The 19,102-nt window shown below is 46.3% G+C and carries 18 protein-coding genes; 3 read left to right on the top strand and 15 right to left on the bottom strand.

Features of this window, described 5'->3' with window-relative positions; genetic code table 11:
* Nucleotides 1-93: 93 nt before the first annotated feature.
* Nucleotides 94-825, top strand: a complete 732-nt coding sequence (locus ACUN27_RS07010; RefSeq protein ID WP_315953563.1) for an alpha/beta hydrolase — start codon at nucleotides 94-96, stop codon at nucleotides 823-825.
* A 61-nt stretch (nucleotides 826-886) separates the two neighbouring features.
* Here the strand turns inward: ACUN27_RS07010 and ACUN27_RS07005 are convergent, their stop codons facing one another.
* Nucleotides 887-1,711 carry a lipoate--protein ligase family protein gene (locus ACUN27_RS07005; RefSeq protein WP_315953564.1) on the bottom strand — a complete coding sequence of 275 codons (825 nt, stop codon included), beginning with the start codon at nucleotides 1,709-1,711 and terminating at the stop codon, nucleotides 887-889.
* A gap of 191 nt (nucleotides 1,712-1,902) precedes the next feature.
* Between ACUN27_RS07005 and ACUN27_RS07000 the strand changes: the two genes are divergently transcribed.
* On the top strand, nucleotides 1,903-3,174 hold the full coding sequence (locus ACUN27_RS07000) for an ATP-binding protein (RefSeq protein ID WP_315953565.1): 1,272 nt from the start codon (nucleotides 1,903-1,905) through the stop codon (nucleotides 3,172-3,174).
* On the opposite strand, the gene ACUN27_RS06995 is transcribed toward ACUN27_RS07000, so the two are convergent.
* The 10 genes from ACUN27_RS06995 to alaS form a co-directional block, all read right to left on the bottom strand.
* A complete protein-coding gene (locus ACUN27_RS06995; protein ID WP_445558601.1) occupies nucleotides 3,157-4,974 on the bottom strand; it encodes a peptidoglycan D,D-transpeptidase FtsI family protein in 1,818 nt (605 codons plus the stop codon). The two genes, ACUN27_RS07000 and ACUN27_RS06995, sit on opposite strands and share 18 nt — an antisense overlap.
* 150 nt (nucleotides 4,975-5,124) lie before the next feature.
* On the bottom strand, nucleotides 5,125-7,302 hold the full coding sequence (locus ACUN27_RS06990) for a methyl-accepting chemotaxis protein (protein WP_445558600.1): 2,178 nt from the start codon (nucleotides 7,300-7,302) through the stop codon (nucleotides 5,125-5,127).
* Nucleotides 7,303-7,489: 187 nt separating this feature from the next.
* Entirely contained in the window at nucleotides 7,490-8,773 is a 1,284-nt protein-coding gene (locus tag ACUN27_RS06985; protein ID WP_445558599.1) for a peptidase U32 family protein, read from the bottom strand.
* Between the two features lie 26 nt (nucleotides 8,774-8,799).
* The gene (locus ACUN27_RS06980; protein ID WP_315953569.1) at nucleotides 8,800-9,729 is read right to left on the bottom strand and encodes a peptidase U32 family protein; all 930 of its coding nucleotides are present in this window, start codon (nucleotides 9,727-9,729) and stop codon (nucleotides 8,800-8,802) included.
* Nucleotides 9,730-9,767: 38 nt separating this feature from the next.
* The gene (gene mltG / locus ACUN27_RS06975) at nucleotides 9,768-10,868 is read right to left on the bottom strand and encodes an endolytic transglycosylase MltG (RefSeq protein WP_445560601.1); all 1,101 of its coding nucleotides are present in this window, start codon (nucleotides 10,866-10,868) and stop codon (nucleotides 9,768-9,770) included.
* Between the two features lie 115 nt (nucleotides 10,869-10,983).
* Nucleotides 10,984-11,280, bottom strand: a complete 297-nt coding sequence (locus ACUN27_RS06970) for a DUF1292 domain-containing protein (protein ID WP_127455358.1) — start codon at nucleotides 11,278-11,280, stop codon at nucleotides 10,984-10,986.
* Nucleotides 11,277-11,585, bottom strand: a complete 309-nt coding sequence (locus ACUN27_RS06965) for a DUF1292 domain-containing protein (protein WP_056610485.1) — start codon at nucleotides 11,583-11,585, stop codon at nucleotides 11,277-11,279. Before ACUN27_RS06965 ends, ACUN27_RS06970 begins: the two co-directional genes overlap by 4 nt.
* A 6-nt stretch (nucleotides 11,586-11,591) precedes the next feature.
* Nucleotides 11,592-12,008 (bottom strand): Holliday junction resolvase RuvX, encoded by a 417-nt coding sequence (ruvX, locus tag ACUN27_RS06960; protein ID WP_445558598.1) that lies wholly within the window; start codon nucleotides 12,006-12,008, stop codon nucleotides 11,592-11,594.
* A gap of 17 nt (nucleotides 12,009-12,025) precedes the next feature.
* The gene (locus ACUN27_RS06955) at nucleotides 12,026-12,286 is read right to left on the bottom strand and encodes an IreB family regulatory phosphoprotein (protein ID WP_028555746.1); all 261 of its coding nucleotides are present in this window, start codon (nucleotides 12,284-12,286) and stop codon (nucleotides 12,026-12,028) included.
* Between the two features lie 112 nt (nucleotides 12,287-12,398).
* Nucleotides 12,399-15,026, bottom strand: a complete 2,628-nt coding sequence (gene alaS / locus ACUN27_RS06950) for an alanine--tRNA ligase (RefSeq protein ID WP_315953570.1) — start codon at nucleotides 15,024-15,026, stop codon at nucleotides 12,399-12,401.
* A 462-nt stretch (nucleotides 15,027-15,488) separates the two neighbouring features.
* On the opposite strand from alaS, the gene ACUN27_RS06945 reads away from it, so the two are divergent.
* Nucleotides 15,489-15,713: a DUF3951 domain-containing protein gene (locus ACUN27_RS06945; protein WP_157319322.1), complete on the top strand. Its 225-nt coding sequence runs from the start codon at nucleotides 15,489-15,491 to the stop codon at nucleotides 15,711-15,713.
* A gap of 252 nt (nucleotides 15,714-15,965) precedes the next feature.
* Here ACUN27_RS06945 and ACUN27_RS06940 read toward each other — a convergent pair whose 3' ends face one another.
* The 4 genes from ACUN27_RS06940 to ACUN27_RS06925 form a co-directional block, all read right to left on the bottom strand.
* Nucleotides 15,966-17,036, bottom strand: coding sequence for an AI-2E family transporter (locus ACUN27_RS06940; protein WP_315953571.1), 1,071 nt, complete (start codon nucleotides 17,034-17,036; stop codon nucleotides 15,966-15,968).
* Nucleotides 17,037-17,184: 148 nt separating this feature from the next.
* Nucleotides 17,185-17,385 carry a hypothetical protein gene (locus ACUN27_RS06935; protein WP_079419326.1) on the bottom strand — a complete coding sequence of 67 codons (201 nt, stop codon included), beginning with the start codon at nucleotides 17,383-17,385 and terminating at the stop codon, nucleotides 17,185-17,187.
* Nucleotides 17,386-17,395: 10 nt separating this feature from the next.
* Nucleotides 17,396-17,917: a PRC-barrel domain-containing protein gene (locus ACUN27_RS06930; protein WP_157319179.1), complete on the bottom strand. Its 522-nt coding sequence runs from the start codon at nucleotides 17,915-17,917 to the stop codon at nucleotides 17,396-17,398.
* A gap of 28 nt (nucleotides 17,918-17,945) precedes the next feature.
* Complete coding sequence (locus ACUN27_RS06925; RefSeq protein ID WP_445558597.1) at nucleotides 17,946-19,094, bottom strand: cysteine desulfurase family protein; 1,149 nt, start codon at nucleotides 19,092-19,094, stop codon at nucleotides 17,946-17,948.
* Nucleotides 19,095-19,102: the final 8 nt, after the last annotated feature.

Raw genomic sequence — 19,102 nt, 5'->3', positions numbered from 1 at the left:
TTTACAACTGCTATAATACACCTTACCCAAACCACTTCCAACTTACGCTTCACATACCATTTTTCCCCACTAGGATATAAAGGAGATTACTCGATGTCTGATGACGCTCGCTACTACCAAAGAACGATTGTGAAAGATGAACTCACCTCTGTCCTGCTCCAAGAAACACGCCAACTTCGCGTTTATTTGCCTCCCGGTTACAACGAGCTGCTCTCCTATCCGGTTATTTATTGCCAAGATGGCGAGCAATTCTTCAATTTCGGACGCATCGCCACAACCATTACCCGTTGCATATTAGATGAAGACCTGGAGCCAGCTATTGTGGTAGGTGTGGATGTGAACGCGGCTAACCGCACGTCCGAATATGCGCCGGAAGGCGAGCGTCATGACGCTTACTGCCGCTTTTTCGCAGAGGAGCTGCTCCCTTATGTGGAAAGCCGCTATCCTGTAAGGACGGAGCGCAGTGAACGCATAGTCGCAGGTGATTCTCTCGGTGGGACCGTTTCCTTGCATCTCGCCTTAGATTATCCTAGCCTTTTTTGCCGCGTTATATCCTTATCTGGCGCATTTTTCGACATTACCCGCGAACGCCTTAAAGCGGTCGACGATTTATCTTGGCTTGAAATGTACATGTTGATTGGCTTGGATGAAACGGATGTCAAAACGGAGCGAGGAACCTTTGATTTCGTCAGAGAAAATCGTTTGGCCAAGGAAGATCTCGAAAGAAAAAATGCTGTGCTTCATTATATCGAGAAACCTGGCAAACATTTGTGGGGATTCTGGCAAGGGGAACTGAGCGCGGCGCTGCATTATTTTCTTGGGTAAAACTATCACATATAAAAAAAACGGTCCCGCTTCCGTCAATTGACGAAGTCAGACCGTTTTTTTATTTCTTGATCGCGTATCGCTCCTTCATCAGCTCCACCATGTCGCCGATTTGCCGGTCCGTCGGATATCCCGGGATTGTTTCAGGACTTTTCACTTGCAGCCCTCTAGCCATCATAATTTCAACTAAGTTCGAAATAAATTGCTCAGCTGTTAAAGGAATGTTCAAGCATTCCGCCAAACTCGCCATGCTCCCCGGTGCCACAGCAGGATACTCGCTTGGGTCTGCCGATTGCGCCGCGCGTTCGTAGAAGCCTCTAGCCAGCGCTGCTTTCGCCTCGCCTTCACCTTCGACAATAATAAAAGCTTGGACCGATAAAGCCAGCTGCTGCCTGCGCTGTGCGATCCCGCAGAACTTACGGCCGCCTACACTTAGGTCGAACTCTCCCGGGCAGAAAGACCCCATTACCTCACCTTGATCGATATGATAAGTAAGTTTGCTCATCACCTCACGGATCAGGGCCACCATGGCTTCAAAATCTTTGCGATGCTCCATATCCCCGGCTTCTTTCGGCAGCAGTAAAGAGACATTCACAACGCTCAGATCCAGCGGAACCGCTGCGCCTCCTGAATTTCTAACAGCCGTATCGTACCCTTGGTCGAGCAACCATTGGTTAGCAAGTGCCGCTTCCGGGAGTCGGCTATCTCTAAGTCCCATGACAAAAGCTCGCGGGTGCCGCCAAATATGGAGGATCGGAGGCGCCATTTTCCCAATGGACCGGCAAAGAAGTTCTTCCAGCGCAAAAGCATATAAAATCGATCTTGAGGCCGTTTCCTGTGTTCGGTCAAGGATCACCATTGAAGAAGAAAGGGGTGTATTCGTCATTTACATAATCTCCTGAGCCTGCTATTTATGTTCATCCTCCGAATTGTAAGCGAATCTAGCGTTAGCCGCAACGTAAAAATCGCTTCTTTTCGCCAAAAAACATCAAAATTTAGGATACATTTCGAAGGAATTCCAAGTTTTGTGTCGAATAAAAAGTGGAACATCAAATTTTTGTTAAGTAGGCGAGATCTTTGAACATTTTTGACGATTTACTCCTGAATATCCTTGTTTTAACCGTCCCCATTGTTTTAACTCACATCTTTTGGCTCGAAAAACCCGGCTCTCTAGACAGTTATGATAAATATCGTCAGGTATTTCTTCTATTTATCTGCACACTAGCCGCCATTTTTTGCGTGACCCATCCTTTCTTTAAACCCATAGGCAATCATTTCGATCTCCATATTATTCCCGTACTCATCGCTTTCTTATATGGCGGCATACGCTCAGGACTAGCGGTTTCCGGATTCATACTCGCCTATGTGTACATCATGAACGGCCCGAATTTCGTGTGGATCGTCACCTTACTAGCTCTTCTCATCCCCTTCATCGTGGCTTTCATTGCGCTGAGCAATTGGAAGCACCTAACCCCCAAAGTGATGTTTCCCACCCTGCTTGCTTTCATCAGTGCTCTAGCAACTTTCTGTATCACCCTGCTGTATAGAGTCAGTTCTTTTGCCACAGTAGATCGTACTTTTTTGCTATATGGTATCGTGTATTGTCTCGTTCACTTATTTACGATGTGGCTCCTAACGTACTTAATTGCCCGAATCCGCGAAAATATCACATTGCGCCAAGAAATTCAGCGCTCTGAGAAACTCAATGTCCTCAGTGAATTGGCCGCTTCAGTCGCCCATGAAATTCGCAACCCCATGACGGTAGCCAGAGGATTCATGCAAATCCTCAGTCAATCGCAGGTCACGGAAGAGAAGAAACATATATACACTTCTATGGTCATCGAAGAAATTGACCGCGCCCAAAGCATTATTACCGACTATTTGTCTTTTGCCAAACCTGAGGCTGAGAAGCTTGAACCACTTAACTTATCTGACTTGTCATTCAAGCTAAACAATCTGATACTTCCATATGCCGCACTGCGCGGGGTTGATGTTCAAATCGACATGAAATCCCCGTTGGTCATTCAAGCAAATGAAGAAAAAATCATGCAATGCCTGCTCAACCTCACCAAAAACGGCATTGAGGCTATGACGGACGGGGGCGCACTGCAAATCATAGGCTTCAAACGAGGCCCCCACATTATTCTACAAATTAAAGATACAGGCATCGGTATGACCGCTGAACAGATCAACCGCCTTGGAACCCCTTTTTATTCCACCAAAAACAAAAGCACTGGACTCAGCATGATGGTCTCCTATCGCATCATCCGCACCTTAGGAGGACTCATTGAAGTTACGAGCGAGCCCAACCAAGGTACCTGTTTTACGATATCACTGCCGGCCGTTTGATTGGCTCGCAAGAATATCCATGATCCCTTTGAACAAAGGTATGGCCTTGTTGCTTTCCGTTGGATCCGTATTTTTGATAACAACGGATACCGCATACTTGGGAGTAGCCACCGGGCCATATCCGATAAACCACTGATTCACCTTTTCCTGCTTGCCGACCATCGTTTGAGCGGTACCGGATTTCCCTGCGAGCTGCCACTTTGCATCCTTCAGCCCTTGGCCAGTCCCATCGGTCACGACTTCTCTCATCCAGCTCAACAGCGTACGGCTTGTCGAAGCGGATACATATCCCTCTGCATCCTTTCGCGTTTGCGGTTCAAACTTCTCCATCACGCGATCGGTCTGGTAGCGGATTTCTTGGACCACTCTCGGCGAGTAGCCTTTTCCATTATGAAGTAAAGTAACAATCATATTAGACGCCTGCAAAGGGGTCATCATGACGTCTCTTTGTCCGATGGCTGTCTGCATAAGAACACCTTCATCATCGTGCGGCGTATGGGCGCCAAAGAGCTGTCCAGTCTCTTCGCTATCTAATTGATGGAGGAGGATCTTCGTGTCCGTCTTCCCTGACCAACCCACTTCATCCAGCACGCCAAGCTTATGCGCGAAGCTTTCCAGTTGGCCAGCCGTTAAGCGCTGCATGACTTTGGCAAACACGATGTTGCAAGACTGTGCGAACCCTTGTTCCAAGGTTAAGGGGCCATGTCCCTCTTTCCTCCAGCAGGTAAAACCGTACTTGCCAAGAGCTCCTTCACAAGTGAATGTCTCTTTGGGATTAACCACACCTAAATCCAGCGCAGCGGCCGCCACAACGGTTTTGAAAATAGATCCGGGAGCTGTTGCTTTAAGCGCATAGTTGCTCCAGCTTTTACTTGCAAGATCCACGGATGTGGGATCATAGTTGGGCCTGCTCGCCATGGCGACGATATCGCCTTGTGCGACTTCCTGAACGACGGCAGCACCATCCCGTATTTTCAATTTATCCATTAGCGCTTCAATTTGCCTCTGTACGCTTACATCAAGTGTCGTAACTAACTTAACGGGATAAAAGGCATTATTCGGCGCAATCATACGCGCATCCAGTCCGGTTAACGGCCTTTTGCCGGCATCCATAAAATAAGAGATCGATGTCTCTCCAATGCCCCGAAGCCAGAGATCGAAGGTCTTCTCAAGGCCCGCCCCGCCAATCTTCGTTGTTAGCGCGACCTTGCCTTTTTCCAGATCCGCGCCGTACAGGTTCATCACGCGATCCGGATTTTGTCCAATGAAGCCGATCAACTGCCGCGCAGTCATCCCGCTCGGATAACGGTCTTCCATCTGCACTACCTTTACATTCGGCAAGTTCAGTGCTTCTATCTGCTCTTCCTGTCCATCCGTTAACGCGACAGGTTTGCCACCACTGGCTTGACTCCACACTTGCGGCTCTTTCAGATCTTTGGTGAATACACGCCAAGACTCCGCATTCGTCCGCAAAATCCGGACAAGCTGATTCACCTGCTGCGGACTTGCTTGAAGATCGTTATTGATGGGAAACACAACGAGGGATTTCACAATCTTTCCTGTCATCGGCTGCAAGTTCCGATCCAATATTTCGCCTCGGCCGCTCTCCAGCACTAGCGCACGTTGTCTTTGAACGACTGAGTTTTTAAGCAAATTAACTCCGTGTGAACTGTAATTTTCTGTTGCTGCAATTTGTATCCAGAACAGCTTACCTACTATGCCAATAAATAGGAGTACGATGGTAAGAAGAACAAGAAAAATACGGCGTTTTTCAAGTGAAGATAACTGTTTGACCCTCATACACCTAACTCCTAACGATGTCATTCATCCTAATCTTAGATGTTATCAGTATCGTCACTCCTGCACGTAGACAAACCGTCGATACGCTTATTCGGAAACAAAAAAAAGCCCACCCTCTTAAACAGAGAGTGGACTTCGAATTGTATACAACTAGACTTCGAATTTGGATAAGGTGTCGGTAAGCGATTTGGAAAGCAGATCCAACTTGTCCGACAGCTTCACTAAGCCATCGCTGATGCTAAGCTGCTCGGAGCTCAAGGAAGCAACTTCCTCCGAAGTAGCAAGTGATTCCTCCGCTACAGCACTTACATTCGACATGGCGTCCGAAAGAACGACTTGCGATTGTTCCAAGGTTGAGATCGAATCGCTGACGGTGCTGAGCTGCTCAATGAAGCCGCCCATGTGGTTCGTTACTTGTTTGAAAATAATATCGGCTTCTTTCACCGCTAGAATCTGTTCTTTGAAGATCGGCGTTGCTGTTGAAAGCACCTTCACCGTTTCATCGATTTCTTTCTGAATCGTTTCGGTAATTTGACCTACGACATCAATGGATTGACGGGATTGATCTGCCAGCTTCCGAATCTCATCCGCAACAACCATGAAGCCTTTGCCCGCAGCTCCGGCACGTGCAGCTTCAATTGTCGCATTCAAGGACAAGATATTCGTTTGCTTCGTCATATTATTCAAAACGTCCAGGATTTTACGAATCGAACGTGTGCTATCTTTCAAGTTGTCGACTTTATCGACCATGGAACGGATCATTTCTTCCGTCAAGTTCGTCTTCGAAATGAGCTCGGACATGTATTTCGTTCCTTGCTCACTGGAGCTCTGCACATCCGCTGCAGCTGTCCCCATCTCCAGGTTTGCTTCGATAACCTGTTTCATCTGGATACCGATATGATGCGTCAGCTCATTGCCTCTTTCGGACTCTGTCGCCAAACCTCCGGCACCGTTAGAGATTTCATCCGTAGCTACAGCAATTTCTCTAGCCGCAGTAGCCGTTACCTTGGAGGAATTCGTTAACTCTTGCGCCGTTTCAAAAACCGCTTGTGCAGAGGTGCTGGTTTGCTGAACCAATGTTGTAATCTGCTGCATCATCACATCGAAGCTTGCGCCCAACTGCCCAATCTCATCTTGCGTTGTATAGTTGGCACGCACGGTTAACTTCCCTTTAGCGCCTTGCTGCATCAAGTTGCGAAGATTGATCAGCGGTCGTCCAATCATTCTGGCAACGAATAATCCGATTAACACTGCCGCAATAGCCGCAAATAAAGCGATTAAAAGCGTGTAGTTGAAAATCTTTTTAGCGTCCTTCACAAGCGAGCTAACTGGGATATCCCCTACTAGATTCCAGCCGGATATAGATGATTTGTAATAAGCTACCAAATGATCATCTTTTGTTACAAAAGAGCCATGTTCTTCATCTCTTTGCTCTTTCGTTAATTGAATTGCAGCATCTTTTTCGAGCTCGGTAACATCTGCAGTTGCAACGTTCTTATTGTCTGCATTCGTTATGACAACCTTGCTGTCATCTCCGAGAGACATGCCCGTAATTTCTTTATTCAAGAGATCCGTGCTAAGTTCTAACATTAACACGGCAGTCGTGCTGTTCGTTAGCGTATTTCTCATAAGACGGCCAATGGCAAATGTGTTCGTGGAAGAGCTGGAGTATCCTTTAACTTTACTATCCAACCACGCTACTTTTCCCCCATTGTCCACAATTTTCTTAAACCAATCCGTTGATCCTGAATTTTCGCTTAGCGTGCTTCCGCCAGAACCCGTAATGACAATAAGCTTGCCGTCTGGTCGATAAAGATGAAGCGTTTTAATAGACTTGTTAGCGAAGGTCACCACATTTAATTTATCCGTTAATTGGCGAACAACCTCCAGTGATTCGTACGAAGTAGGATCTAACGTAGGAACTTTCTCAAGAAGGTCCTGCAGCTCTTTGTTCAGCATAATTTGTAATGATGTGTCTTCGAACGTCTGATAAAGGAAATCCAGCTTCTGACCTGCTTGTGTGACAGTTTGCAAGGAGGATTCTGCCACTTTGTTCTTAATGACATTTTTGGACACGCTGTAAGAAATCATACCCACAATGAGAACGAAGAACAAAATGCTGATAAAAAACATTAAAAACAGCTTCATGCCTACGGACTTCACCGGATTTTCCAGCTTAACCTGCCTCATTTCTTTGAAAGCGACTGTGCCCATTTGCTTAGATGTCTTACCTGCCGCTCCCGCCACACGACCCCATGGCACATTTCGGAATGTTTGCACGAAAGCTTTGTTTACAAATGCGAGAATACTTTGGAGTCTCTTCTTCATCTTTTCACCGCCATTAGTTTCTGTTCATTGTCCCCGTACTTTCGTCCTAAAATGAAAAGGGTTACAATTAATGTTTTTTATTCAATTCGACAACATTTAACAATTTCCTTTAATATTCGCTCTAAAAGAAAATAAAAAAAAGAAACTTTCTCCAATATAACCCAGTCTGGAGAAAGCTTCCATGGTACTATTTTCCTGTTTTCTTACGCATCATATCCCATTTTCTTACAGGAAATTCTGTTTTTAGTTTAATAACTTGAAGCGGATGCCTTGCTGCATCCAGCTCCTGCCCCTCTTCATTCCAGATGACGCCAACCTTTTGTTTAAAATGCGTTCCCTCTGGTCCGAAGAATTCAATTTCCTGCCCCGGTTTGAAATGATTTCTTTGTTGAATCAGCGCGGTACCCGTTGCCTCATCATAAGACAGCACCAGACCGACAAAATCAAACCCGACCACTTTATCCTCCGGTTCGAAAATATGATCTTCAGGGCCCGGCGTATCGTAGAAGAAGCCCTCGTTCAAAGGCCGGTTCGCCGCTTTATAGACCTCATCCTGCCAAACAGGATTGAGTTTAAAGTGTTCCGGATCCTCAAAATAAGCATCAATGGCTTGTCGATATGCATTAACAACCGTCGCTACGTAATGGATGCTCTTCATTCTTCCTTCAATTTTGAAGCTGTCTACACCGGATTCAATCATATCGGCAATATGTTCGATCATGCTGAGATCCTTCGATCCCATCGTAAAAGCAACATCTTCCTCGCCAAACAACGGCAAATCCGTCGCCAGCGGCGCTGATTCCGGCTGATCTTTGGCAAACAGGTCATATTTCCAGCGGCATGATTGCGAGCAGCCTCCGCGGTTGGAGTCACGATCCGTAAAGTGATTGGAAAGCACGCATCTGCCGGAGTAGGAACTGCACATTGCCCCATGAATGAAAGCTTCAATCTCTACATCGACATGCGCTTTAATTTGGTCAATTTCTTCCATGCTGACTTCGCGGGCCAAAACGACGCGCTCAATGCCTTGATCTTTCCAGAACTTCACGGTTTGCCAGTTCATCACCGACTGCTGTGTGCTCACATGAACTTCCAGTTTAGGCGCGACTCTTCGGCATGTTTCCATAATCAACGGGTCCGCTGCGATGATGGCAGAGATACCAACCTCTTGAAGTCCTCGTAGGTACTCATCCAGCCCTTCAATATCCTCGTTATGTGCATAAATGTTCGTTGCTACGAACACTTTTGCTCCGTAGCCGTTCGCAAACTCAACCGCTTCACGCATTTCTTCAAGCGAAAAGTTGTCTGCGCTGGAACGAAGACCATACTTCTGGCCGCCGATATATACCGCGTCAGCTCCGTAATGGATAGCAAATTTCAATTTTTCCAAATTGCCCGCAGGGGCAAGCAATTCCGGTTTATGCAGTCTAACACGCTTCCCTCTCGCTCTTGCTTCTAATGCTGTCGTCATCTTGAAAACGCACCTTCTTCCATCTATCAATATACCTGTTCTTTATAGAAAAACCCGTACGACAATTCGCGTTCAGGGTCCTGCAATTCTGTTATCGCATCCAGCCATTCTTGCTGGAACTCAAATTCTTCCGGGTTTGCGGCATAAGCGTCAATGACAGCACGATAGCTGCGAACCACTGTTTCGTTATACGCAGTCGATTTCAGGAGACCTTCGATTTTGAAGCTATCGATCCCGCCGTCCATAAGCTCAGGCAAGTTCTCCAGCATGCAAAAATCCTCAGAACTCATGATGTGCGTACCGTTACTATCCTCATACACCGGGTAACGCTGATCACGGCGCTCATGTTCGATAAGGAACAGTCCGCGTTCAATGGAACGATCCTCCGTTGATGCATCTTTCCCTTGGTGTTCGATATAATTTTTCACTAGCTCTCGCTTTGAGTGATAAATATTCGTGATGCCATGCACTTGAACTTCAACCGCTAACTCCGTATTCTCTTTAAAAGCCAATACCTGCTCCATGTTCAGTTCTCTGGCCAGAACAACCCGGGTTGCCCCCTGTCTGCCCCAATAATTCGCAGTCGCGAAATTGGTAGAAGTCATCTCTGCATTCCAGTGCAGCGCTAGCGGCTTTGGTAACGTGCGCGCAGCCATAAGGACTGCGGGATCACCGAAAATAACGCCATCCACATTATACGCCTGAAGCTTGCTTAAATAGTCTGACAAGCCCTCCAAGGAGTTGTTGTCAAAAATTTTGTTCACCGACACATACACCTTTGCCTGTTTCTCGTGCGCCCAAGCTACCGATTCTCCAATCTCCTCTAGCTTCACGTTTCCAGGCAGACGCATAGCGTAACGCTCTTCTCCAATTATGACACTGTCCGCGCCGGCTTCAATCATTGTTTTCAATTCAGCGCTACTACCGCAGCTTATTACTAACTCTGGTTTTTTCACTTGCTTACCCTACCTTCTGTCAGCTTCCTAACGTGGTATTAATTCGCGGCCTTTTTACTTTCCGCAATATTTTTCTTGTGTTCTTCATAGGTCTCTGCGAACAAATGCCCCTTCGTGCCATCCTTCTTCGTTACATAAAACAAGTACTTCGTTTCTTGCGGATAAATCGCTGCTTTCATCGAGGCAAGGCTCGGACTGGCTATTGGCCCCGGAGGCAGCCCTGTGTTCAAATACGTATTATAAGGGCTTTGTATTTGCAAATCCTTTTCCAACAACCGTTCCTTGGACTTATCAAATAAATATTGCACCGTTGCATCAATTTGCAGGGGCATATTCTGTTTCAACCTGTTTTGAATAACGCCGGAAACAAGTGCCCTTTCGTCGTCCTGGACAACCTCTCGTTCAATTAAAGAGGCGATCGTTAGCATCTGATGCACGCTAAGTCCACGCTCTTTGAGCTTATCTTTCCAGTCTGGCGGCAGCGTTGCAAGCTTCTTGTCCAATTGCTGCAGCGTACGCTCAATGAACTCCTGCTCCGTTGAACCCTTCTTAAATTCATACGTTTCCGGGAACAAGTACCCTTCAAGCCGGTGTTTCAAATTCTTGTTATCCGGAATGCCGCTCGCAGCGGTCTCTTCCGTCAAGCCTGCAGGCGCATCTGCCAGCTTCAGAAACACATCTTTGTTCCACGGCGTCTGTTCACTTAATTTAGAAGCAATTTGATCAACGGTGTACCCTTCAGGAATCGTTATACGAATAACCTCTTCCTTTACCGTTTCCCCTTTATTCAGCTTTTCAATCATCTCATCGAAGGTTAAGCCCGGCTTCATGTCATATTCGCCGGCTTGAAACCTGGAGCCCTGCTTCTTAACTTTTAGATAATACGTAAAAATGGATGAATTCTTAATAAGTCCCTTCGTTTCAAGCTCTTTCGCGATTTGTACAGATCCAGCGCCTGGGGGAATCGACACTCTCACTTCTTGCTCAGAGGCTTCAACCGGCTGCAGGCCATTCGCAATATATAATCCTATACCGCTTGCTGTCCCAATAATAATGAGCAGAAGCGTGCCCACTATAAGAAGAGTTAGCTTCAACTTCTTTGTTTTCGTCGACTTCCCTGCGCTCTCTTGATCAAGCATGTTGTTCACGATGATCCTCCTAAACGTTTTGCAGCAGCAAAAACAAAACTCTGCTATCGCAAGCTCTCCAAGCAAACAAAAACGAGCGGATGCGCTCCGCTCGGTTGTTTACTTCTTACAAGTCATCCTGATCTGGAAATACCATCTCGTCGTAGAGCTCCGAAACAGTTTCGTATTCGTCGTCATCTTCGATGGTTTCCAGCTCGTATTCGCCGTCCGCATTCTGCGTCACCCGGAAAACCGCAACCTCGTCTTCCTTCTTGAGTTCATCGGATTGCAAAACCGCATACGTTCTATTGTCATAAACGAATTCTTTAAGAAGATGATAAACCGTTGATTCATTTTGCTCATCAAACAAAATAATATCATCCCCGTAAGCTTTGCGCAATACGTCAGAAAGCGTCGTACTCATGCTTCTTCTTCCTCATCGAATTCTGCCATTAATGTGTTGAACGTTTCTTCCACGATATTCCACTCTTCTTCATCGTCGATGGTGAACAGTTTCAAATCTTCGCCGTCATCATCTTCTTCATAACGGAAGGCATACACTTCATCGGATTCCTCGTCTCCTCCGTCAGTAGGCACCACCATCATGTATTTCTTGTCAGAACCGTCCACTTCGAATTTCATGATAACCTCGAACTCTTCTTCGTTGCCTTCATCGTCCGGGATGTAAATGATTTCTGGTTCCTCTTCACGCAATTCTTCTTTGGACATGTTCATTCACCTCTTCATATTGGCATCCATATACCCTTGCAGGATGATCTGCGCGGCCATTTTATCAATGACCTGCTTCCGCTTCTTCCGGCTCACATCTGCTTCAAGCAGTGTGCGAGTCGCTGCAACGGTCGTTAGACGCTCATCCCACAAGTGTACGGGTACACTTAGTTTTTGTTCTAGCTCTTTCGAAAACTCGATGACCAATTCGCCACGAGGACCAATCGTGTTGTTCATATTTTTGGGTAAGCCAACGACAATTTGTGTGACACCGTACTGCTCAACAATCGCAACCAGCCGGTCAATGTCTTCTCCTGGCTTACGACGATGTATGACTTCCAGCGCTTGTGCCGTCCATCCCAGCTCATCGCTCATCGCTACACCGATCGTTTTATCCCCGTAATCCAAGCCTATCCATCTCATGCGGTTCTCATTTCCTTCTATTTGTGTTGACCCAGATAAGCGCGAACCAACTCTTCAATCAGTTCATCGCGTTCCCGTTTACGAATGAGGCTGCGCGCATTATTATGCCGTGGAATATAAGCAGGATCTCCGGAAAGCAAGTACCCGACAATCTGGTTGATCGGATTATACCCTTTTTCCTGAAGAGCATCGTACACCGCTAATAACACATCTTTGGGCGATGTCTCTATTTCTTCTGCTTTCACGTTGAACTTCATCGTTTTATCCATGGAACTCATCAGGAGCACCTCACTTTCCTTGTGAAACCATTTGTAAAAATTTGAAAACTGTTCGTGTATACTGGTTTATATTCTCTATGGGTTTAAAAATTCCTGTCCCCCCAAAAAATAATTATGCAAATTGCGACAGAAGTCCCTCAACACCGGAAAGCGCAGCCTGTAATTTGGAAGCGTCTTTACCGCCTGCTTGGGCCATATCCGGTCGACCTCCACCGCTTCCGCCAACTGCTGCAGCTACTTCTTTAATAATTTTACCGGCATGGAAACCTTTTGCAACAAGATCCGGTGTAACAGCTGCAACCAAATTGACTTTATCGTCAGCCACAGCGCCTAGAACGATAACAGCAGATCCCAATTTTGCCTTCATTTCATCGACAATGTTGCGAAGAGAGTCCATATCCGCTGCGTTCACTTGGGCAGCTAGCACCGAAACACCGGCAGCTTGCTTCACTTGATCCGTTAAAGATCCCGCTTCAATGCGGCCAAGTTTGCCGCGCAGCGACTCGTTCTCACGTGCCAGTTCTTTCACTTGCTGCAGCGCTGCTTCTACACGTTTCGGAACGTCCTGAACGTTCGATTTGAGCATACCTGCTGCTTCTTTGAGCAATTGCAGCTGCCCGTCAAGGTATTCATACGCGCTGCGGCCAGAAACAGCCTCGATTCGACGTACACCGGATCCGATACCGGATTCGCTCACGATTTTGAATAGACCGATTTGACCCGTGTTCTGAACGTGACAGCCGCCGCACAGTTCTAAGCTGTAATCGCCGACTTGCACGACGCGCACGATATCGCCATACTTCTCGCCGAATAGTGCCATAGCTCCCATTGCTTTCGCATCAGCAATTGGTTTCAATGAAATTTCGACATTAATGTTATTCCAAATTTGACGGTTTACGCGCTGCTCAACATCTTGCAATTCTTCGCTGCTAATGCTGCCGAAATGCGAGAAGTCAAAACGCAAACGATCCGGTTCTACCAAAGAGCCTGCTTGGTTAACATGCGAGCCCAGAACTTCTTTCAACGCTTTATGCAGTAAATGCGTAGCCGTATGATTCTTGATGATATCCCCGCGCTCAGCAGATGCTACGATAGCCTCAACCGTGTCGCCTTTGCGAAGAACGCCAGACTCCACTACGACTTTATGAACATGCTGCCCATGAGGTGCTTTAATCACATCTTCAACCTTCAGCGTAACTTGGCTGTTGCGGATTGTTCCGAAGTCGCTCACCTGGCCGCCGCTTTCCGCATAGAACGGTGTGCGGTCCAGAATAACCTGGCAAGTCTCGCCTACGCCAACGATGTCGACAAGCTCATTTTCATGAACAATAGCTTCAATATTAGCAGTAACTACCAATTCATTATAACCAACAAATTCGCTTTTAACCGTCAATTCCGACAGCGGGCCGCCTTGTACCTTCATTCCGCCTTCTTTTTGACTAGCAGCTCTTGCACGGTCACGCTGTTCTTGCATCGAAGCGTCGAACCCTTCACGGTCAACCGTCAAACCTTTTTCCGAAGCAAAATCCTCCGTCAGATCGAACGGGAAACCATACGTATCATATAATTTAAAAGCATCCGGTCCGCTGATTTGATTCGTACCGGCTTGACGCGTCTTTTCGACCATCTCCGCTAGGATAACCAAACCATCGCTTAACGTTTCGTGGAAACGTTCTTCTTCGGTACGAATAACCTTCTCGATAAATTCACGTTTGTCTACAACCTCTGTGTAGTAAACGCCCATGATCTCACCCACGGTAGCAACCAATTTGTACAGGAACGGTTTATCTTGCCCAAGCACTTTCCCGTAACGCACAGCACGACGCAGCAAACGGCGGATAACATAACCGCGTCCTTCATTCGAAGGAAGTACGCCATCGCCTACGGAGAAGGCAACCGTACGAATGTGATCGGCGATTACTTTCAGCGCCACATCGTGATCATCGTTCACATGATACATCACACCTGTAAGCTCACAGGTTTTATCGATAATCGGCTTGAACAGATCCGTGTCAAAGTTGGAATCTACGTCTTGCAGAATCGAAGCGAAGCGCTCCAGTCCTGCGCCTGTATCAATATTTTTGTTAGGAAGCGGTGTGTAGCTTCCGTCCTTATTATGGTTGAACTGTGTAAATACAAGGTTCCATACTTCCAAGAAACGTTCGTTTTCTCCCCCAGGCCAGCACTCCGGATCGGATAAATCGCCGTATTTGTCGCCACGGTCATAGAAAATTTCCGTACAAGGACCACATGGACCTTCGCCGATGTCCCAGAAATTATCTTCTTTTAGCTTGTAGATACGCTCTTCCGGGATACCGATTTGTTTGTGCCAAATCTCAAAAGCTTCTTCATCATCTTCGTGCACCGTGACGGAAATACGGTTCGGATCAAAACCGATCCATTGCGGATCCGTCAAAAACTCCCAAGCCCATGGAATGACTTCTTTCTTAAAGTAGTCACCGATAGAGAAGTTCCCTAACATTTCGAAAAATGTATGGTGACGGCGCGTTTTCCCGACATTCTCAATATCGTTCGTACGAATACATTTCTGAGCATTCGTAATACGCGGATTTTCCGGAATTTCCCGTCCATCCAAATATGGCTTTAACGGCGCAATACCGGCGTTAATCCAGAGCAACGACGGATCATTATGCGGAACAAGCGAAGAGCTGGGCTCTACTTTATGCCCTTTACTTGCGAAGAACTGCAACCATTTGGAACGAATTTCACTTGCCTTCATCTCACTCAAGCCTCCATATTTACCTATAATGTTTGAAAACAAACAAAAAACGCCCCTGTAACATACAGGGACGAATCATCGCGGTACCACCCTGGTTATTGCGTTTCCCTTCCACCCAAGCCTGCGGCAGAGGAAACCTAGCAATCTCCTTGTGCGGATCTGTAACGGGTCCAGCCGGTGGAGTTCATCCACACTCCGAAATTAGCGTTCAGCCATCCTAGCACCGAGAGGTTCTTCCAGCCGGATTCGCGCATAAGCTGCTCACCGGAACCTCATCTCTGACAGTGGACTATGACTTACTTCAATTTCATCAACGCTTTTGCAGTAGATCTAGATAAGGCAAATTATAACTTTATGCCTGAACCGTGTCAATATTCATCCCTGTTCATGGAACCAGTTTGGAGTGGGCATCGTAAGTACATTAAAATATCGTTCCGACAAACTCGAGAGGAAGTGATGCTAATGGATTTCTCGACACTTACGCTGCTAGGGCTAATTACACCTGTTTTTGTACTCGTGATCTATATTATGGCTAAAACGCTCATTAAGAAAGAGATTCCGGATAGCCGATATAATCCTTTCGATTATATAACAGGTCAAACCCGCGTTGAATTTCAAGAGCAAAAAGAGGAAAAGGAAGAAAATACCGATCAAGGAGACGATAAAGATAAAGGATTAAAATCATAGTTGACAATCGTTCTCAATGGCGATATACTAAGATCATTGATAATGATTTTCATTATCGGATAAAGCGACATAGAATCAACGTTTAATTCATTCCGTAGCCCATTCGATGGTTTACGTATGCCACACCCTTTAATATCCTCAACCCTCGTGCAAAACCCCTGTGTACCATGATCCCGCAAGTCATGATGCACGGGGGTTTTGTGCGTCTATTTGTACGTCTTTTTATGCAACCTAACCTATCCTTAGATCCAACTAAGTCGTGGGTTTATGAACATAATGCAAGAAAACGTGCTGAATAATCACCTTCATAACGGCGAAGAAGGGTACTGCTAGTATTAATCCGACTATACCCGCTACTTCCCCGCCGACCAATAAGGCAAAGATAATGACGAGCGGATGCATATGCAGCTTTTTGCCTACCACTTGCGGTGAAATGACATTCCCCTCAAGAATTTGCACGGCTAAATTCACAATCGCGACGAACAGCACCATTTTGAGCGAAATCGTTGAAGCCATAATGATCGCCGGTGCGGCTCCAAAAAACGGCCCAAGGTACGGAATAATATTGAAAACCGCCACAACACTGGCGAGTAAAAGCGCATACGGCATATCAATGAGCCAATACCCCAAATAGGCAAGCCCCCCAATAATGACGCAAACCAACAACTGGCCGCGAATATAATTCCCAAGCGCAGTATCGATATCGATGAGAAGCTTAACTGTTTTCTTCCGGTGCTCCTTCGGTACGATAGCAAGCGCCGTCTTCTCGATGATTTGAAAGTCTTTCATAATATAAAAGGCAACGAACGGCACGATAAAAGCGATAAACAGCATGGAGATCGTGCTTCCAATCTGATTCATGTAGTTCGATATCGCCATGGAGATGCTATTTTCCAACTTCGTTAATGAGTGGTTAAAACCGTCTCGCACACTGTCCGGCAGCAGTCTATTCTGGTTAAAGCCGTCCACAATCGATTGCGCGCGAATTTCCATCTGCGGCATGTGTTCGTTCAGCTCCGCGATTTGGGTCATAAATACGGGGGTCATATTCATGATTATGACAGTGAGTGAGGAAATAAAAACGCAATAAATCAACAGCACGGCAATCGTTCTCGGCACTTTGCGCTGGTTCAGCATATTCACTACCGGGTTCAAGATGTAGGAAATAATCACCGCAATGAAAAATGGCGCTAATATCGCTTTTAAAAAAGTGAATAAGCTTAGTAAAATAGGTTTGATCAGCAGCAGCATATAGATACATGCCAGTGCCAAAAGCAAATACACCAGCCCTACAAACCATCGATTTCTCCAAAAACGTTCCATCACGTTCACCTCAGTGATTCTAAATATGTCTACGCTCATACAGTATATGTACATGCTGGTCAAATTAACCTTGTAGACGAAAACAAAGAGACGCTACTTCACAAGCACGGGTGTGCCCATTAGTAACGTCTCCTGTTTGCTATTATGGTTAATTTGCGTGTTCTTGGATCAATGGCATTTCTTCTTCAAAAAACAAATCATCCAGAGAACTTAGCGTTCCGTCTTCCTCTACTTGATACACGGACATTTTCTCTCCGTTGACGCTGAGTTCGATAAAGCAACCCCAGCAATAAAATTGGTGGGAACCGATCTTTCCAATATCTTTGGAATTACAGTTTGGACAACGCATCTTGCTCACCCTATTCTTCTTTGGATACGAAGAGTTCTTCTACTTCCTGAGAGCAATGTACAGGCACTATTATGGCATCTTCACCTTTGGTTGCCGAATCCGGCATGGGAAGCCATTTACGCCCTTCCTTTAAATCAGAAATAAACCCTTCGGACAATTCATAACCTACTATTTGTTTACCCCAATCTTGGGTTAAATAAACATCTTCTACCACGCCTAATTTGTCTCCGCCGACAGTAACGACTGGAAGACCTTTAATCGGGTGGCTTCCTTCCAGAAAAGCATGGCATTCAACTGCCTGCTCAAACTCGACTATGACATTTTCGTTCGGTATGGTAACGGCATCTTCGCCTGCAGCGACAACTCCATCCCACGGTACGTACCGTAAGGAGGAAAACCACATCTTTGCTTCTAGAATAATGCCTCGTATGTTCCATTCAGGGTCAATCATCAAATCTTTCACTTGGCCTAATTGTTTACCGGAGTCTACCGTCAGAACGGGAAGTCCGATCAAATCATGCGCTCTGCGCAAGGTGCTTTCCTCCTAGAACCACCCGGTACTAATTATTACGCAGCCGTTTGATAATGGTTGCAATTTTCTGGGCAGCTGTTTCAATTTGATCTTTAGAATTCCCCATTCCAAAGCTAAATCGAACGGCAGAGGCTGTAACATTTTCTGGGAGTTTCATTGCTTGTAAAACGTGAGACACTTCAAGTGAACCGGAGGTGCACGCAGAACCGCTCGCTGCAGCCACATCTTCCAGGTCAAGATTCATAAGCAGCGTCTCTGTGGATACGCCAGGAAAGCTGATGTTTAAAATATGCGGAACTTGTTGTTCGGCATGTCCATTTATCGTAAATTGATCACGGCCTATTTGCTGCTCCAAGCTAGTAATCATACACTGTCTAAGCTCTGCAGCTTGCTCGTAAAGGGAATCAGTCATAGGGAGAATCATCTCCATTGCCTTGGCAAACCCTGCTATCGCAGCTACATTCTCCGTTCCCGCGCGGCGCTTTCTTTCTTGTGCACCGCCATATACATGAGGAACCAGCTTCGTGTTCTTGGACACATACAATGCACCCACACCATTAGGACCATATATTTTATGAGCAGACAAGCTAAGCAAATCAACCGGCAGTTCATGAAGATTCAGCGGCAATTTACCTAAGGCTTGAACGGCATCAACATGAAAAGGAATATTCCGACTTCGTGCTAACCGGCCAACTTCTGCAATCGGTTGAATCGTGCCTATTTCATTATTCACATACATGATGGAGATGAGAGCCGTATCGGGACGAATAGCCGACTCCACATCTTCGACTTGAATAAGACCAGTCGGACCTACTGGAAGGTAAGTGACCTCATAACCGAGGTTCTCCAGCCGTTCACAGGGATGCAGGACAGCATGGTGCTCAATCTCTGTCGTAATGATATGTTTCTTTCCATTATTGTTCGCATGGATGATCCCAAAGATCGCCATATTATTGCTTTCAGTCCCGCCGCTCGTAAAGATGAGTTCACCAGGCAGACAGCAAAGTGACTTCGCCATCGCGTCGCGAAAGCGGTTAAGTGCTGTTCTCGTCGCTCTGCCGAAGCTATGCGTGCTGGAAGGATTGCCAAAATAAGCTGTATAAAAAGGAAGCATAGCTTCCATAACGTCGGGATGCACCGGCGTGGTCGCCGCGTGATCAAGATAAATTGGATTCATAAATCACC

It is taken from the genome of Paenibacillus sp. WC2504 (genome assembly GCF_052682475.1).
The sequence above is the reverse complement of the archived record's forward strand: the minus strand, read 5'-3'. Positions and strand labels throughout refer to the sequence as shown.

Excerpts from the sequence above, each read along its gene's own strand:
- mltG (WP_445560601.1), bottom strand. The coding sequence starts at position 10,868 with ATGCTTGATCAAGAGAGCGCAGGGAAGTCGACGAAAACAAAGAAGTTG.
- ACUN27_RS06990 (WP_445558600.1), bottom strand. The coding sequence starts at position 7,302 with ATGAAGAAGAGACTCCAAAGTATTCTCGCATTTGTAAACAAAGCTTTC.
- ACUN27_RS06995 (WP_445558601.1), bottom strand. The coding sequence starts at position 4,974 with ATGAGGGTCAAACAGTTATCTTCACTTGAAAAACGCCGTATTTTTCTT.
- ACUN27_RS06925 (WP_445558597.1), bottom strand. The coding sequence starts at position 19,094 with ATGAATCCAATTTATCTTGATCACGCGGCGACCACGCCGGTGCATCCC.
- ruvX (WP_445558598.1), bottom strand. The coding sequence starts at position 12,008 with ATGAGATGGATAGGCTTGGATTACGGGGATAAAACGATCGGTGTAGCG.
- ACUN27_RS07010 (WP_315953563.1), top strand. The coding sequence starts at position 94 with ATGTCTGATGACGCTCGCTACTACCAAAGAACGATTGTGAAAGATGAA.
- ACUN27_RS07005 (WP_315953564.1), bottom strand. The coding sequence starts at position 1,711 with ATGACGAATACACCCCTTTCTTCTTCAATGGTGATCCTTGACCGAACA.
- ACUN27_RS06985 (WP_445558599.1), bottom strand. The coding sequence starts at position 8,773 with ATGACGACAGCATTAGAAGCAAGAGCGAGAGGGAAGCGTGTTAGACTG.
- ACUN27_RS06940 (WP_315953571.1), bottom strand. The coding sequence starts at position 17,036 with ATGGAACGTTTTTGGAGAAATCGATGGTTTGTAGGGCTGGTGTATTTG.
- ACUN27_RS06955 (WP_028555746.1), bottom strand. The coding sequence starts at position 12,286 with ATGAGTTCCATGGATAAAACGATGAAGTTCAACGTGAAAGCAGAAGAA.
- ACUN27_RS06945 (WP_157319322.1), top strand. The coding sequence starts at position 15,489 with ATGGATTTCTCGACACTTACGCTGCTAGGGCTAATTACACCTGTTTTT.
- alaS (WP_315953570.1), bottom strand. The coding sequence starts at position 15,026 with ATGAAGGCAAGTGAAATTCGTTCCAAATGGTTGCAGTTCTTCGCAAGT.
- ACUN27_RS06970 (WP_127455358.1), bottom strand. The coding sequence starts at position 11,280 with ATGAGTACGACGCTTTCTGACGTATTGCGCAAAGCTTACGGGGATGAT.
- ACUN27_RS06935 (WP_079419326.1), bottom strand. The coding sequence starts at position 17,385 with ATGCGTTGTCCAAACTGTAATTCCAAAGATATTGGAAAGATCGGTTCC.
- ACUN27_RS06965 (WP_056610485.1), bottom strand. The coding sequence starts at position 11,585 with ATGTCCAAAGAAGAATTGCGTGAAGAGGAACCAGAAATCATTTACATC.